This is a genomic window from Limnohabitans sp., from assembly GCF_031539175.1.
GTDB lineage: Bacteria > Pseudomonadota > Gammaproteobacteria > Burkholderiales > Burkholderiaceae_C > Limnohabitans.
This window is the reverse complement of sequence record NZ_JAVKLQ010000040.1, coordinates 1-16443: the sequence shown is the minus strand read 5'-3', so window position 1 is coordinate 16443 and position 16443 is coordinate 1. Positions and strand designations below refer to the sequence as shown.

Below are 16443 nucleotides of genomic sequence, written 5' to 3'. Positions count from 1 at the left end.
GACTTTGCAACGAAGTGGATGTGGTCTTACAACCATGACCGTCCCAATATGGCCTTGGGCGGATTCACCCCTAAGCAGCGATTGGCCATGGCTGCGTAACGTTTCTACTTCTGCGACCATTGTAAAAAGGGAGGATTACCGCAGCGCTGAGTGGCAATCTGCAAGAACTTATGGCGGCTGAACTCAAAGCCGCCAGACATGCAGTCACCACGGGTGTGCGTGATGCCACCGATGGTCTCAAAGGTGAGCTGCGAGGTCAGATCACCTCGGCTGGGCTGGGTGCACGTCTTGCCAATACCTGGCGCGGGGAGGTCTATCCCAAGGGACGTGAAAGCCTAGGCGCTGCAGGGCTGGTTTACAGCCGAGCCCCTGTGGTCGTGGCTGCTCATGACGAGGGAGCGTTGATTCGTTCAAAGAACGGGTTTTGGCTCTCTATCCCATTACCAGTGGCAGGCACTGGCCCACGCGGCAAACGCATCACACCGGGGCTTTGGGAACGCATGCGCGGCCAGAGACTTCGATTTGTTTATCGAGCAGGTAAGCCGTCACTTCTCGTGGCGGACAACCAACGTGCAAGAGCTGGCAAGCGGGGTGGTTTCACAGCCGCTTCTGCTTCGGCGCAGCAGTCCGGTAAGGGTTTGGTGAGTGTGCCCATCTTTTTGCTGGTGCCACAGGCGCAGCTCAAGAAGAAGTTTGATATCAATTCCGCAGTTCAGCGCTGGGAATCACAAATGATTCAAAACGTCATCTCCAACTGGCCCGATGAATAAGGGCGGCGGGTGATTAACCGGAGCAGGCCACTGGCCTGTTTTTTTATGTCCAAGCGTGAAGAAGCCGTCGGAGCTTTGTTTCAGTTGTTGGGGCAGTTACCCCTTGGCGGCAATGTGCCCAAGCGAAATAGTGCGTTGCCTGAACGCATGACAGAGCACTCCATGGTGGTGCTGCGCGATGGCGACATGAATGAAGTCGATGTGATGCTCTCACCTCTGACCTATCAGTGGGAGCACTCGGCCAATTTGGAGGTGTACGTGAGTCATCCAGATGGTGCTGAGCGAGACGCGCGCATGGATGTACTGCTCAAACGGTTTTCAGAACTCGTGACAGCAGACCGGACTTTGGGTGGCGTTGTGGAGTTCACACAAATTCACCCCCCGAAGTTTGAAGAGGTTGCGCCCGATGGCGCTGTGGGCATCAAGGCCTGCACCTTGGATGTGGTGATGCATTACGCAAGCAGTGATCCGCTGTCTTGATTCAATTTAAAACTGGAGAAAAACTATGGCCCGTGCCTATGGCGCAAATGCCAGCTTGCTGGCTGCATTCGAACCTTCGTATGGTGCACACCCTAGCGGCAGCACTGACTATTGGAAACTCCCATTTGTCTCTACCTCATTGGGCTCTGAGCAAGGTCTCATTGCCAATGACCTGATTGGTTTGGGGCGAGACCCCAGCGCTCCCATCCGCGATGTGATGAAGGTCGAGGGCGACATGGTGGTCCCGATCGATTTGCGCAACTTTGGCTTGTGGCTCAAAGCTTTGTTAGGAGCTCCCACCTCTGTGGGCGACGTAGACCATCAACACACCTTTGGTTCCGGCCAGCCTGTACTGCCAAGTCTCGCGCTTGAGACTGGATTGCCTGATATCCCCGCTTACTTTGAATCTTCGGGCGTGATGGTTAACTCCGTCCAAATCAAGTTCGCACGCTCTGGTGCTGCTGATGCAACCTTGGGGTTGATCGCGCAAGGGGAAGTCAAGCAACTCGGATCTGTCGATGCAACGCCGCAAGCTTTGTCGATCACACGGTTCAACCAGTTCCAAGGTTCGATCAAGAAAAACGGACAGGCATTGGGCAACGTGGTGGCGGCGCAGCTGACCTATTCCAACAACCTAGCTCGCATTGAGACCATCCGCTCTGACGGAAAAATCGAAGGCGCAGATCCAACCGTCGCCAGTTTGACGGGGAGCTTGGAGGTGCGGTTTGCAGACACAGAGCTCATTGATGCTGCGACCAACAACACGCCACTCGAGCTCACGTTCAGCTACGTGATTGATGCCACCAAGAGTTTGACCTTTGTTGCGCATGAGGTGTATCTGCCTAAACCCAAGCTCTCGATCTCTGGCCCTGGTGGCATTCAAGCCACTTTTAACTGGCAGGCCGCCAAGAACACAGCCGCTGGTCGGATGTTCACGGTCATTCTTCACAACGATGTGGCTAGCTACTAAGTCGCACGTATTCAGCCATACGAACAGGTATTTCCATGCTCAAACTTAACTTGAAACGTGAGCCGTATTGGCTCGACTTGAACCATGGCGTGCGCGTCAAGGTCAAACCTGCCACTACTGCGCTGGTCATGGCAGCACGCCATGCGGCGTCGGTCATTGACGGCAAAGACCATGCAGCAGCGGGGCAGCGCACCGCGACATTAATTACCGAACTTGCCAAGCTGGCCGTATTGGCTTGGGAAGGTGTGGGTGACGAGAAGGGCAAGGCCACACCGGTCAGCCCAGAAGGCATTGAAGCCCTGATGGAGTTGTGGCCGGTCGCCGATGCCTTCGAGCGGGAGTATCTGGCGGCGCTCTATCTTCTGGATGCCGAAAAAAACGCCTAAAGGCCCGCACTGAATGGCACTTCGGTGGCGGGCCAGCGTACTGCGAAGCCTGCGCAACAACATGCCCTGAATGTCCGTACCAAATGAATGCACCTAAAACCCAAGAGGGGTGGGAGGCGCTTGCGGTGCTTGAGGTTTGTGCGGCGCAGTTGCGTATGGCTCAAAACACGGTGATTGGTTTGGACTTCAATGCTTGGAACCAAGCCAGTGAGTCTTTAAATGCAGATGTCTGTGCGATGACGCACATATTTCCTGCGATTGAGGCTGGCATCACGGCTGCCATGAACTCTTCAAGCAACGCAACAACAGGTGACAGCCATGGCTGAACGCAATCTCGCAATTCGACTCTCGGTGGTGGATGGCGGCAAAGTCAAGGCTGAGCTCTCCGATGTTGGGGAGGCGGGAGAGAAGTCTCTCAAGCGCATTGAGGCAGCATCGCAACCTGCCTCAGCAGGGTTGCAGATCGTCTCCAAGGCTGCCAACGATGCGTTCGCGCAAATGGAAGATGCGACCTCGCGTTTTGGGCTCCTTGGGACGGTGCTCGGAAAACTCGGACCTGCAGGTTTGATTGCTGGAGCCTCTATCGCTGCAGCTGGCTACGGTATGCACCAGCTGATCGTGCCAGTGGCCGAAGTTGGTGAAGAACTGAACAAGCTCTCTCAAAAGACAGCGGTGTCAGTGGAGGCGCTGTCTGCACTCCTGTATGTCTCTGAGCTGTCTGATGTCAGTACTGAGAGTTTGACCAAGGCTTTGAAGTTCTTGTCGACCGCCATGTTTGATGCAAAAGTCAAAGGCGGCGAGGGCAGCGCTGCATTGCGCGCGTTTGGTATTTCGGCATTGGACGCGAATAACCAAATCCGACCAACCGAAGAGGTCTTGCTCGATCTTGCCGACAAGTTTTCGGCCATGCCAGAAAGCGCTGAGAAAGCGGCCCTTGCGGTGAAGCTATTTGGCAAGAACGGCCTGGACATGATCCCGATGCTCAACCAAGGGCGTGACGGGATCACGGCCATGATGGAAGAAGCCAAGCGTTTAGGCTTGGTGATGTCTGCAGATGCTGCACGTGCATCGGAAGAGTTCAATGACAACCTGAAGCGACTGCATGCGGTCAACGAAGGTGTGCAACGCCAGATTGGTTCGGCTTTCATTCCGATCTTGGCTGATTTGACTGAACACATCTTCCTTGCCAAAACAGAGACAGGTGGTTTTAGCAGTGAGCTGATTGCCATCAGCAACAACCGCCAACAAGTGCTCAATTACTTGGAGGATGTGGCCAAGGGTCTTGGCTTTATTGCTGAGTCGGCTGTGCTGGCCAAGCGGGTGATCTCTCAGCCGTTTGACAGTTTGTCTGTGGTGAGCAAGGACGTTGAAACATGGATGAAAAGCGACATGCTGCGCTCGATGAAGTCCATGGGCTACAACGAACAGCAGATTGATGCGGAGATTGCCAAGCTTCAAGGCGCACGTGACAAGTTTGTTGAATCAGCTAACGAGAGACTAGCGCGCATCAATGACAACCCCGGTTATGTGAACTCGATTGAAAGGTTTTTCGATGAGCAGCGCCGAACCGTTCGGGTGATGGGACAGAAGTTTGTGCTTGATACAGCTGAGCAAGCTGCACAAGTTCAAAAGATCTATGACGAGTTCTTGCCCAAGATGCCCAGAAAGGCTCCCACCGGGATGGACCTCTCAGGCTTCGACAAGAACAATCAAGGTCTGCAGTTCTTAAAACAACTCGAGCAACGCTCAATGCGTGTGACCGGTGGCGAAGCCGCTGAGCTCAGAGCCAAGGCGCTGGATTTGGAGAAAAAGGGCTACGCGGGTGTTCGGGCGGAGGCTGAGAAGTACATCCAGGTCATTGAGGCCATGGAGAAGCAAAAGGTCTCGGACAAGAAGTTCGATGAGTACGAGAAAGAGCTCCAAAAAGTCCATCAGATCACCGAGGGCTACATCGGCAACAACCGACTCAAACAAGAGGAGCTGGTACTCAAGCGAGAGATGCTCGATGTGGGGGAGGTCGAGCGTGCTGGCATGCAAGTGCGCTTCGATTTGGAGAAAGCTGCCTACGCTGCACGCAGACAAGCGGATCAAATTACTGACCCGGGTCTCAAGGCTGAGGCTATTGAGCTCATCAACCATGCGCTGTCTCGCCAGTTACCTGTGATTGTGGATTTGGCCCGTGCAAATGCGGAGTATCAACGTAGCTTTGATTACGGCATGCGCTCATCGGTTCGTAGCTATGTGGAGGATTCCACCAACGCTGCCAAGCAAGCTGAGCGGGCGGTGACTTCTGCTTTCAAAGGCATGGAGGATGCGCTCGTTCAGTTCGTGACCACGGGTAAGCTCGACTTCAGCAGCTTGGCCAACTCCATCATTGCTGATCTGGTGCGCATTCAGATTCAGCGCATGGTCACTTTGCCACTCGCTGGGTGGTTGGGAGGTTTGGGTTCAACGCCCCCACCTGCACCTGGCGGCAGCATCGTTCCAATCGGTGCGACAGACCTTGTAAATCCCTTGGTCGCAGTGGCACACACGGGTGGCTTGATTGGCTCGGACAGTTTGGCCTCCCGATCGGTGGGACTTCACAATTTCGCAGGTGCTACTCGTTATCACACGGGTGGCTTGGTCGAAGGGGAGGTGCCCATCATCGCGCAGCCGGGTGAGGCGGTGTTCACGCCCGGTCAGATGCGTGCATTGGGTGGGGCGCTTTCTTCTAAGAACCAACCTCAAGTGCGTGTGGCTGTGAACGTGATCAATAACGCCTCGGGCGTGGATGCGCGTGTGCAGTCTTCTCAACAAGCGGATGGTTCCATGCGTCTAGACATCATCGTGGAGCAAATTGAAGCACGTATGTCCCGATCGATTGGTCAGGGCACGGGGATTGCACCAACGCTTGAGCGTCGATATGGGCTTAACCCAGCGGCAGGAGCGATGCGATGACGAGTAGTTATCCACAGTTTCCGGTTGAACGGATCCCGCTTCCTTCGGTGGATGGTTACACCATCGCGCCTGGTGAAGCTGTGATTCGAACGGACATGGAGTCTGGTGCGGCCAGATCGCGGCGACGGTTCAGTCAAACGCCTGCACGGGTGAGTGTTCGTTGGAACTTGCGCCCGCTGACCTATGCGATTTTTGAATCTTGGTTCAAACACGAAATCCTCGATGGCGCTGAGTGGTTCGAGTTGCCCTTGCTTGCGGGCATTGGCATGGCCACGACACAAGCGCGTTTCACTAAGGCTTACCAAGCCAAGTTGGTGCGACGCAACCAATGGGAAGTCAGCGGCGAGCTGGAGATTCGAAACCGACCTGTTCTTACCCGTGATGCGCTGGGAGTTCTTGTGAACTCCGACTTTGAAGCCTTGGAGCTTTCTATCGACTCGCTCGAATACCTCGTCCAACACCAACTGCCCTCAGAACCTTGGTAACTCAGGTCTGGGGGCTTTCTTTTGAGCTCCCATGAACCTGCAAGAACGGTTAGAAGCGACAGTCAATAAGGCTGAGGTCGATGTCTCCTTGTTGCACCAAGTGGTGCATGGAAACAATCAGACCAATGTGGTCACCGAAGGTGGCCCTGTCAAAACGGTGGCCAAGGCCATCCATCAGGTTGAACTTGACTTGGCTGCCTCACGCACAGAGCTCACAGCTCAGGTGGGGGAGGCCACAAGGCAAGCGGGCATCTCCACAAGCAGTGCCAACCTCTCGACATCCAAAGCCGCAGATGCAGCGGCAACGCTGGCAGAGGTCAAGGCTAGAGCGGACGCTGCAACCAGTGCAGTGGTGATTCCAACCAAGACATGGGTGGGAAACGGCACGCAGACAGACTTCGCACTCGACTATGCAGTGGGTCATCCCGGTGCATTACAGGTCACGGTTGCTAGTGTGTTGCAAACACCCGTGGATGCCTATTCGCTGTTTGACTTCAGAACTGTGAGGTTTGTGACGGCTCCGTTGAACGGCGTGAGCATCACTGCGCGGATGCTGGATAAAGAGAGCCAGACCGGTGCAGCCGCTGCGATGGATTGGGCGACCAAGATCACAGGGCCTGTTCAAGGGACTGAGTATTCGGCGAAATACCAAGCGCAGGCAGCAGCCAGCAGTGCGAACGCGTCCAGTGCTTCAGCTTCAGCGGCTGCAACAAGTGCTGCGGCTTCTGCATCTTCTGCTTCCACATCCAGTACCAAGGCCAGTGACGCTGCAACGTCTGCAAGCAATGCGGCGGCGTCTGCGACAACTGCGACGATACAAGCCAGTGCGGCTTCCGGCTCTGCCAGTGGGGCAGCTGCATCGGCGACTGCCGCTGCGATTTCCGCCAGTACTGCATCTTCTAAAGCGACTGATGCCTCAAGCAGTGCATCCAGTGCTTCTGGTTCAGCGGGAGCCGCTGCAACGAGTGCCAGTACAGCGCAAGACTGGGCAACCAAAACCAGTGCACCTGTCAGTGGTTCCGATTACTCGGCGAAGTATTACGCCCAGTCGATCACTGCATCTGCCGCGACGGCAAGTCAAAAAGCCAGTGATGCGGCGGCGAGTGCCACGGCTTCGGCTGGGTCGGCCACGACGGCTACGACCAAAGCCTCGGAAAGTTCTGCTTCTGCCACTAGTGCGGGATCGTCAGCGATAACCGCAACAACGCAGGCCACTGCGTCGGCGACATCTGCCACCAACGCAAGCGCATCTGCAAGTGCTGCCGCTGGTTCTGCAAGCACCGCCAATACCAAAGCGAGTGATGCTGCTACGAGTGCGACGGCTGCTGCTACCTCAGCAACCAATGCTGGAGCGAGCGCAACAAGTGCCGCTGTATCCGCGAGTGCTGCCGCTGGGTCTGCGACTACAGCGACGACTAAGGCTTCGGAGGCTTTGGCGAGTGCAAACGCATCTGCTTCGTCTGCCAGTGCTGCTTCTACCAGTGCGACAAGTGCAGCGAGTTCTCTGTCCTCTGCGCAAACGCAAGCAACCAAAGCGGCTGACTGGGCAGAAAAAACAGCCACCACGGTGGATGGGACGGGTTACTCAGCTAAGTACTGGGCGGCACAAGCGGCGGGTTCTGCTGCTGCGGTGACGACCAACACCATCATTCCTGCGGAGACATTCACGGGCAATGGTGTGGCGACGGATTTCACGATCAGCCGTGGCGTGTCTTACCCGGGCGCTTTGTTGGTCACGGTTGCAGGTGTGCAGCAAGCGCCAGTGGATGCGTACACCACGCCCACGACGACCACGCTGCGATTCAGCTCAGCGCCTGGCAATGGCGTTCTTATCAGTGTCCGGTATCTGGACAAAGAGGCGCAGTCGGGTGCCGCTGCAGCGCAAGAGTGGGCGACGAAGACGACTGGCACAGTTTCGGGTTCGACGGAATACTCCGCCAAGTACCACGCAGGAGCAGCGGCTGCGAGTAGTGCTGTTGCGACCCAGAAGGCAACAGATGCGTCTGGGTCTGCGATCTCTGCTGCAGCTTCAGCCGCAACAGCCACGACCAAGGCATCTGACGCTTCAGGTTCTGCCAGTGCAGCGGCGAGTTCTGCAACGACCGCCACTACCAAAGCAAGTGAAGCCTCAGCATCGGCGACAAACGCGGGTGCGTCTGCATCTGCGTCAGCAACTTCTGCCACGGCCTCGGCTGGCTCTGCTGCCACTGCGACTACCAAAGCATCTGACGCAGCAACGTCTGCGGCAACAGCCACAACCAAAGCGTCAGAAGCCAGTGGCTCTGCTACTGGCGCAGCAAGTTCGGCCAGTGCAGCAAGCACATTTGCCTCTCAAGCGTCGACTTCGGCCACCAGCGCTGCGACCAGCGCAACAGCGTCCGCAACCTCAGCAAGCAACGCTCAGACCTACGCCACACAGGCACAAGCTGCGGCAGCCAGTGCACAAGGCTCAAGCGTTGCTCCGCAGGTGTTCGCGGGCAACGGCAGTGCCACGGACTTTGCGCTCTCCACGGCGGCAGCCAGTGTGACCAAGCTCATGGTGACCGTGGCCAATGTCATTCAAGACTCGCTAGATGCGTATGTGTTGGTCAATAGCGGCGCAACGTTGCGGTTCACATCTGCTCCCTTGAATGGGGTGCGCATTGTGGTTCGGTATCTGTAGAGCATTCTTTTGAAAGGAGGCCGTTGTGCCTATTACACAAATTCCACCCGAAGGCCTCAAAGACTCGGGTGTCTCTGCTGGAACCTATGGATCAGCCTCACAAATCCCCGTCGTGACGGTCAACAGCAAAGGTCAAGTGACTTCAGCGGGTACAGCAGCGTTGGACTTGTCTACCAAGGTCAACAAGGCAGGTGACACGATGACGGGAACTTTGTCTGTTCCACGTTTGCAAGTCGCATCCACGGCGAACTACATCGACATGGTCGATACGGACTGGGGCACGCGTTCGTTTCATCACAACCAAGGGCTCATGGGATTTTTGAAATCCGATGGCAACTGGGATATGTATATGAACAACGGTGGCTCCATGTGGACGGCCAACTACGGCTGGCTGCATGACTACTTTTTCTACAACGTAACCAATTGCGTGCGAGTGAACAGTAATCCAAATTCATCTTGGCAAGGTGCGCCCAATTGTCAAATCACTGACAACTGCTACAACTGTGGAGATCAAGCGCCTTACGCTGCTTACAACTTGATCACCTTGTTTGATAACGGTGGAAATTTGCGGCTAGGTGCTTATGGCACTCGGTACAACTGCAATTGCAACTGCGATTGTTGCTAAGAGGTGAAAACATGAAACTTCATCTCACAACCAAAAATACACCTTTTGCGCTGGATGTCACGCTCGATGGTTCAGTGCTCTCGTTTCGAATTCGCAACGTCATGCAGCGAGAGTTTGTCGGCGACCCAACCCAAGAACATGAAAGCGGCGGCAAGTTCTTTGATGAATCGCTGATCACCGAGTGGCGAGGGGACTGGGGCGTTTTTGATGAGGACGTTTATGAACGAACTCTCGACTTGGAAACGCTCAAGTCCCACGCTGAGTTCGGTGACCATGCTTCCTTCATGTTTTATGCGCCTAAGGGATGGGCCTCAGCAGGTGCACGCGAAAGTCTCTTCGATCACACGCCAAATCTGTACGTGGCCACGTTGGCAAGCAAGATGGATGCGCAGGCGTATCACGCGACCGTGGTTCAGGCGCATCCCATCGGTCACATCTTGGTGCCATTCAAAACATCTGAACTCGCAGATTGGTTGCTTGGTTTCAATGTGTTCGATCCTGTCCTTGTTAAAACACAAGGCGACATCGATGCAGAGCCTTGTGTCACTCTGGCTCTGGCGCGTATGGAGTCATTGCCTGTGGTTCGATTCACGCCCAGCGTTGAATCGGACGAGGGGCTAGTTGTTAATTTCAGACTTGAAGAGTCTGATGGCCAGCCAATCACCCATCACGATGCAGAGATCTATTTGGATTCAACCGCTGGGTTCTTACGTGACCGTCGTGTGATGACAGTTGATGGAGCAGGGAGCACTATCTTTAAAACAGACGGCCTGAGCTCAGGCACCCAAGTCAAGATCAAAGTTGGCTTTAAGTACTTCAGCGGTACCGATGATTTGGTGGTGAGCGTTCCATGATCCTTGACCTTTTCCCTCTTAAAACAGGGGTCTGGTCACTTGGGATGGATGCGGTGTTTGATCAAGGGCTCTATGAAGAGCTCTTCCAGTTGAACGCACGTATGCAAACAGGCGATCAGATCTGGGAACGCAAAGATCACAACATCTTTGACGGCCATTCCCCACGTTGCCAGACATTGCAGGCAGCCGTTTTATCCAAAGTACAGGAGCTACTTGGTCCAAACGGGCGAGTGGTGCATGTGCAAGGGCGAGAGGTCGTTCGTGCCAGCGGCGTCGAAATCATGCCTCACAACGACGAAGACGAATGTGATGTGCAGGCTGTCTATTTCCCATTTGGCCCCGAGCTTGACGATGACTTGAGGTTGATGCCGCAAGTCAATCAATTCGCACCCAACGGTTTTGCCATTTGTAACCCCGCCTGGCGTTCGTCTGGTTTTGCTGGGTTGCTCATGCCTTGGGAGTCCCCATCCAAGTTCTGGATCAAACCTCATCGCGGTCTGTTGATTGCGTTTGATGCCAGAGCGATTCATTTTCAGAAACCCTACTTTGGGGAGCAACCGTTCATGAACATTCTTTTCAATATCAAAGTGGAGCGCATCCATGGCTGAGTTCCGTATCTATGTGCTCAAGCCTGATGGATCAGAGGACTCGTTGGTTTACAACAACCAAACTTCGAGCCTTGTGTGGAGTAACGGCCAATCGGTCGTTCCCGTCAAAGCACGCGCTTGGCGCGGTGCGACGGTTGTTTCCAAAGATCAACCTGGTCGCAAGGGAAATGTCCGCGTGCTCAAGATCAGCCTTGGTCTGCTTTGCAACTACGCCTGCACTTACTGCTCACAGCGGTTTGTGCCACACGCGGATCAAACCAATCCAGAAGATGTTGAATCGTTTTTACGTTCTCTGGAAGACGCGCTGATTGAACCTCCAGAGCGCATTGAGTTCTGGGGCGGGGAGCCGCTGGTTTATTGGAAAACCTTAAAACCGCTGGCTGAGCGTTTGAGAGGCATGTACCCCAAGGCTCAGTTCAGCATGATCACCAATGGGAGTCTGCTGGATGCCGACAAGAATGCATGGATTGATCGCTTGGGTTTTTCAGTTGGACTGTCGCACGACGGTCCGGGTTATCACGCCCGAGGCGCCGATCCTTTAGACGATCCACAAAAGCGCGCTGCCATTTTTGATCTGTACGCACGACTCAAGCCTGAGGGACGAATCAGCATCAACGCCATGATTCATGCAAGTAACCCAAGTCGCGCGCATGTGCAGTCTTGGTTGCGCGAGCGTTTTGGTGAAGATGTGGTGATCGGCGAGGGCGCATTCATTGACCCGTATGACGAGGGTGGGCTGGCTTCCACATTTCAGACTTCAGCCGAGCGGGTCACTTTCAGTGCCCATGCGTTCAAAGAGTTGCGCGCAGGTGCTGTGACCAGTTTTGACATTGCTCGCAAAAAGATCATGGACTTTGTGGAGTCGGTTGCTCAAGGCCGTCCCGCCAGTACGTTGGGCCAGAAATGCGGCATGGACCGTACAGACAACCTAGCAGTCGATCTGAACGGCAATGTGCTGACCTGTCAAAACGTGAGTGCAGCGGCGGTGGCTCCAAACGGTGAATCCCACAAGATTGGGCATATCTCGCAACTGCAAGCGGTCAAGATGCGAAGCGCTACCCATTGGAGTCAGCGAGAGTCTTGCTCAAAATGTCCCGTGCTTCAGTTGTGCAAGGGCTCCTGCATGTTCTTGGACGGTCCGTTGTGGACGGCAGGGTGTGATGCTTCGTATGCTGACAACGTGCCATTCTTGGCTGCTGGTATTGAGTTCCTCACTGGTTGTTTCCCGTTCTACATTGAGGGGGACTTCCCGCAGGAGCGTCGAGACATCTTCGGTTTGGTCAGTGAGCACTCCGAAGTCAAAGAGCGTCGAGTCATTCCCATCAAGGTAGAACATGCCTGATGTGACGTTGAGTGATGCGTTGAAGGAGGCTTATGCGAGTTCACCTTCGGATGTGGTGATCCTGCATACCTTGGAGCTGCGCCATCCTGACTTTAAAAATGAGTCTGGAGTGACAACTGCCATCAGGGTTGTGCGAGATCAACAAGATCTCTTTGCACGCCTTGAATCCTCAGCCCCGTTGGATCCAAGTCAGACGGTGAGGTTTGTGGCCATGGGCTTTGATTTGGATTTGCCGCCTGTGGACATTGCACCGGTTCCTGAGGTCGTTCTGACCTTGGACAACGTCTCACGCGAGATCGTCAAACACCTTGATGCTGCCTCCGAGTCAGAAGCTTCTATCGAAGTCACTTATCGACCGTACTTGTCGAACGATATGGAAGGACCACAAATGGATCCTCCCATCACGTTGGTACTGACCGAGGTAGAGGCTGATGTGATGCGTGTGACCGCAAGAGCTCGGATGGTGGATATCGGTAATAAGGCGTTTCCGGGACGTCTGTACACAGCGACGGAGTTCCCGGGATTGGCTCGGTGACGGAGATGACATGAAACCAACGGATGGTTATTGGGCTCACCGATACATAGGTCGCCCATGGATAGCAGGAGCACGAGGCCCCGAGTCATTTGACTGTTGGGGCCTTTTTTTATGGGTGCAGAGAAATTGCTTCGGTCGTGAGCTTCCACTTATCCCTGTGGATGCGCTGAGTTTGCGTGTGGTGCTCAAGACTTTCAATGAGCACCCCGAGCGAAAACGCTGGCAGCGCGTGTCCGCCCCCAAGCATGGGGATGCTGTGCTGATGCGGCAGTCCAGATATCCGGTGCATGTCGGAGTTTGGCTGGACATCGATGGCGGCGGCGTGTTGCATTGCGCGCAAAGCGTGGGTGTGGTGTTTCAGGACTTGTGGGCGCTAGACCGTCATGGCTGGCGTGTCGAAGGGTTTTATGCATTTCGAGGTGATCCATGCCAAGCAGCAATGACGGTGTCGTAGTTTGGCTTCGAAACCCGTTCGATCCCCATGAGCGTGATAGCCATCACGTTCAGGGAAATCCAACCATCAGTCAATGGATGAACCAAGAGCAGATCGTTTTTGAGCAACCAACGCTGGTGCTCAAGAATGGCAAGCCAGTTCTGATGGCCGAGCGTGGTGTGACTCTCATCGATGCTGGAGATGTCATCGCTCTGGTGTCATTGCCGCAGGGTGGCGGAGGAGGCGGCAAGAACCCTCTGCAGACGGTTTTGATGATTGCCGTGTTGGTTGTGGCCAATGCCTATGGCGCGGAGTTGGCTGCATCGTTTGGGTATTCCGGGGCTGTGGCAACTTCGGTGGCATCAACCGCGATTGCAGTGACGGGTTCCATCATTGTTAGCGCTTTGGTGCCGCTACCCAATCAGAGTCTGCCTAACGCGACCGCGAGCTCTTCCTCCCCGAGTCCTACCTATTCGTTGCAGGCCCGAGGTAACTATGGACGGCTGTCGCAGCCGATACCTGTCGTTTACGGTCAGCATCTGATTTATCCGGATTTGGCTGCAATGCCTTACACGGAGTACGTCAACAACGAGGAGTACCTGCATCAGCTTCATGTGATTGGCATTGGGCACTTTCAGTTTGAAGAGCTGTCGATTGATGACAGTCCAATTGCATCGTTTGAAGAAGTACAGGCGCAAGTCATTGAGCCAGGCGGTCAAAACACACTGTTCAACAACGATGTGGTGACGGCTGCTGAAGTGACAGGGCAGGAGTTGATTGCCGTCGCTGATACGGGTGGCAGCATCATTGGCCCGTTCGCACTTAATCCTGCAGGAACTCAGGTCAATCAGATTGGCATCGATGTTGTGATGATGCGTGGGTTGTATTACGCGACTGACGGCGGGACGTTGGATAGCCGAACCGTTCAATGGCGGGTTGAAGCTAGAACCCTTAACGATGACGGAGACGCCACATCTGGATGGATTCATATTGCTGATGAGTCCTACTCGGCAGCCACTAATACGGCGCAGCGCAGAACCTACAAATATGGTGTGGGTGCAGGGCGCTACGAAGTGCGTGTTCAAAGATTGGATACCAAGGACGTCAGCACCCGGGCGGGACATGAACTTCGCTGGGGGCAGGCCAAAGGCTATCTGGTCAATCCAACACTGCCCTCTGATTTGACCTTGCTGGCATTGCGTATGCGCGCAACGGACAACTTGTCACAGCGTTCATCCCGCTTAGTGAACTGTTTAGTGACGCGCAAGCTACCAGTCTGGTCAAAGACCACAGGCTGGAGTGCACCTCAAGCCACCCGCTCGATTACTTGGGCATTTGCTGATGCAACGCGTGCGAGTTATGGGGCGGGGTTGCCTGATGCAAAGATTGACCTCAATGCATTGGCCCGACTTGATGGCGTGTGGTCTGCGCGTGGTGATACGTTCAATGGCGTGTTTGACCAGAACCTAACCGTTTGGGATGCCATGGGACAGATTGCTAGAGCAGGGCGTGCGGTGCCATTCTTGCAAGGTGGCATCGTGCGCATTATTCGAGATGAGCCCAAGACCATACCTGTGGCCTTATTCTCCACTCGAAACATCGTTCGCAGTAGCTTGAAGATTCAGTATGTGATGCCCGGCGATGCTACTGCTGATGCGGTCACAGTTGAATACTTCAATCCCAAGAGCTGGAAACCGGACGAAATCACAGTCGCGCTTACTGGTTCCACTCTGTCCAAGCCTGCGCGCTTGAAGCTCTTTGGCTGTACCGACAGGTCGCAAGCCGCACGTGAGGGAAAGTACATCGCCGCAGCCAATCGGTACCGCAGACGAATCATCACTTTTAGGACAGAACTCGAAGGGTTGATTCCAACCTACGGCGACTTGGTGGCCATTAGTCATGACATGCCCAGCTGGGGTGTAAGTGGTGAGGTTCTGTCTTGGGATGGCACATCAAAGGTGTTGTTCTGTTCTGAGAGCTTGCCTTGGCTGACGGGGGCAAATCACTACATCGCGCTCAGACGCTTGGATGGTTCAGTCACTGATCCGATTGGTGTTACGCGCGGTACGACGGACAGGTATGCCGTCTTGCAACAAGCGCCGAGCGTTGATATCCAAACCGGTGGAGGTGAGGAGCGAACGCACTTTGCTTTTGGGGTGGGGCAGACCTGGGCCCAGATGGCGCGCGTGATGAGCGTCAAGCCTCGAGCTGATTTGGTGGAGGTGACCTGCGTAGCAGAAAGCGCTGCAGTTCACACCGCTGATCAAACATAAACGAACGAGTTGTTCACAACCCGCCTTGAAGCGATTCAGGCGGGTATTTTTTTGGGAGTTAAGAAATGCCAGAACCAACAAGTAGCGGAGTGGCGGGAGCCGCCGCTGCATACAAAGCCTTTGGTGGAACGGCTGCTGCCGCAGCCAGTGGTGCAACGCTTGCTGCAGTCGTGGTCATGCTCATGACGCCACCTCGCGATAAGCGTGAGTGGACAGTGGGGCTGATCAGTACTGTTGTATCGAGCATCTGCGGCGGGGCGATCACCATCGAGTATTTCCAGCTTCATCACTGGGCGTTTTCGACGATTGGCCTGTACGCCGTGGGCGGGGTGATCTTTGCCTGTGGCTTGCCCGGTTGGGCATTGGTGCGTTGGATTTTTAACTTCATCGTGGAACGCCGCGATGCCTCAATTGATGAGGTGGCCAAAGAAGTGAAGGAGATGCTGTGAAACCACAAGACTTCATTGCCCTCATTGGGCCTGCCGCACGGGCTTGTCACAAGGCTGCGGGTGTTCCAGCCAGTATCACAGTGAGCCAAGCGGCACTCGAGTCTGGCTGGGGAGAGTCAGGGCTCACCAGGACGGCCAATAACCTGTTCGGGATTAAGGCAGACAGTTTGTGGCGCGGTGAAACCGTGACGCTTGACACCAAGGAGTTCATCCGAGGGCAGTGGGTTGTTGTTCCCGCTAAGTGGCGCAAGTACCCGACATGGCAGGCTAGTGTGGATGATCACGCCGCATTCTTAAAACGCAACCCTCGCTACAAAGACTGCTTCCTGTGTATCTCGGCACAGACCTTTGCGCGAGCTCTTCTGAAAGCAGGCTACGCCACGGACCCAGACTATGCCGACAAGCTCAATCGTTTGATTGGTACATACAACTTGTCCTCGCTGGACGGGGAGGGCGCATGAGCTGGATTCGTGCATTCCTCGAATTGAATAAATGGCGGATTCAAGGACGAAGTGCAACACGCTTTAACGAGGCATGGAATACCTCGTGAGGTGTCTTGAATCCTAGTCGCTTTCTGGGGCGATGATTCAATCGGTTTTCAATCATAGTCAATTCCTCATCCGTCACGGTT

Annotated in this window: 17 protein-coding genes; all 17 read left to right on the top strand. The window is 54.8% G+C overall.

Annotated elements, in window-relative coordinates; genetic code table 11:
• The first annotated feature begins 134 nt into the window (after positions 1-134).
• The 17 genes from RMS95_RS07435 to RMS95_RS07355 all read left to right on the top strand — a co-directional run bounded on the left by RMS95_RS07435 (position 135) and on the right by RMS95_RS07355 (position 16273).
• Positions 135-770 carry a DUF6441 family protein gene (locus RMS95_RS07435; protein ID WP_310644956.1) on the top strand — a complete coding sequence of 212 codons (636 nt, stop codon included), beginning with the start codon at positions 135-137 and terminating at the stop codon, positions 768-770.
• A 45-nt stretch (positions 771-815) separates the two neighbouring features.
• Entirely contained in the window at positions 816-1250 is a 435-nt protein-coding gene (locus RMS95_RS07430; RefSeq protein WP_310644954.1) for a hypothetical protein, read from the top strand.
• A 25-nt stretch (positions 1251-1275) separates the two neighbouring features.
• A complete protein-coding gene (locus tag RMS95_RS07425) occupies positions 1276-2220 on the top strand; it encodes a phage tail tube protein (RefSeq protein WP_310644952.1) in 945 nt (314 codons plus the stop codon).
• A gap of 35 nt (positions 2221-2255) precedes the next feature.
• Positions 2256-2606, top strand: coding sequence for a hypothetical protein (locus RMS95_RS07420; RefSeq protein WP_310644950.1), 351 nt, complete (start codon positions 2256-2258; stop codon positions 2604-2606).
• 83 nt (positions 2607-2689) lie between these two features.
• The gene (locus tag RMS95_RS07415) at positions 2690-2932 is read left to right on the top strand and encodes a hypothetical protein (protein ID WP_310644948.1); all 243 of its coding nucleotides are present in this window, start codon (positions 2690-2692) and stop codon (positions 2930-2932) included.
• Positions 2925-5546 (top strand): phage tail tape measure C-terminal domain-containing protein, encoded by a 2622-nt coding sequence (locus tag RMS95_RS07410; protein ID WP_310644947.1) that lies wholly within the window; start codon positions 2925-2927, stop codon positions 5544-5546. Before RMS95_RS07415 ends, RMS95_RS07410 begins: the two co-directional genes overlap by 8 nt.
• On the top strand, positions 5543-6031 hold the full coding sequence (locus RMS95_RS07405; RefSeq protein WP_310644945.1) for a hypothetical protein: 489 nt from the start codon (positions 5543-5545) through the stop codon (positions 6029-6031). Before RMS95_RS07410 ends, RMS95_RS07405 begins: the two co-directional genes overlap by 4 nt.
• Before the next feature lie 31 nt (positions 6032-6062).
• Positions 6063-8693, top strand: a complete 2631-nt coding sequence (locus RMS95_RS07400) for a hypothetical protein (protein ID WP_310644943.1) — start codon at positions 6063-6065, stop codon at positions 8691-8693.
• Positions 8694-8718: 25 nt separating this feature from the next.
• Positions 8719-9318, top strand: coding sequence for a hypothetical protein (locus RMS95_RS07395; RefSeq protein WP_310644942.1), 600 nt, complete (start codon positions 8719-8721; stop codon positions 9316-9318).
• Positions 9319-9329: 11 nt separating this feature from the next.
• The gene (locus RMS95_RS07390; protein ID WP_310644940.1) at positions 9330-10172 is read left to right on the top strand and encodes a hypothetical protein; all 843 of its coding nucleotides are present in this window, start codon (positions 9330-9332) and stop codon (positions 10170-10172) included.
• Positions 10169-10780, top strand: a complete 612-nt coding sequence (locus RMS95_RS07385; protein WP_310644938.1) for a hypothetical protein — start codon at positions 10169-10171, stop codon at positions 10778-10780. Before RMS95_RS07390 ends, RMS95_RS07385 begins: the two co-directional genes overlap by 4 nt.
• Positions 10773-12122 (top strand): radical SAM/SPASM domain-containing protein, encoded by a 1350-nt coding sequence (locus tag RMS95_RS07380; RefSeq protein WP_310644936.1) that lies wholly within the window; start codon positions 10773-10775, stop codon positions 12120-12122. The genes RMS95_RS07385 and RMS95_RS07380 overlap by 8 nt, the downstream gene beginning before the upstream one ends.
• Positions 12115-12657: a DUF1833 family protein gene (locus RMS95_RS07375; protein WP_310644934.1), complete on the top strand. Its 543-nt coding sequence runs from the start codon at positions 12115-12117 to the stop codon at positions 12655-12657. The genes RMS95_RS07380 and RMS95_RS07375 overlap by 8 nt, the downstream gene beginning before the upstream one ends.
• A gap of 10 nt (positions 12658-12667) precedes the next feature.
• Positions 12668-13111, top strand: coding sequence for an NlpC/P60 family protein (locus RMS95_RS07370; protein ID WP_310644932.1), 444 nt, complete (start codon positions 12668-12670; stop codon positions 13109-13111).
• Positions 13084-15363: a phage tail protein gene (locus RMS95_RS07365; RefSeq protein ID WP_310644930.1), complete on the top strand. Its 2280-nt coding sequence runs from the start codon at positions 13084-13086 to the stop codon at positions 15361-15363. Before RMS95_RS07370 ends, RMS95_RS07365 begins: the two co-directional genes overlap by 28 nt.
• Positions 15364-15428: 65 nt before the next feature.
• On the top strand, positions 15429-15812 hold the full coding sequence (locus tag RMS95_RS07360; protein WP_310644928.1) for a hypothetical protein: 384 nt from the start codon (positions 15429-15431) through the stop codon (positions 15810-15812).
• A complete protein-coding gene (locus RMS95_RS07355; protein WP_310644925.1) occupies positions 15809-16273 on the top strand; it encodes a glycoside hydrolase family 73 protein in 465 nt (154 codons plus the stop codon). Before RMS95_RS07360 ends, RMS95_RS07355 begins: the two co-directional genes overlap by 4 nt.
• Positions 16274-16443: the final 170 nt, after the last annotated feature.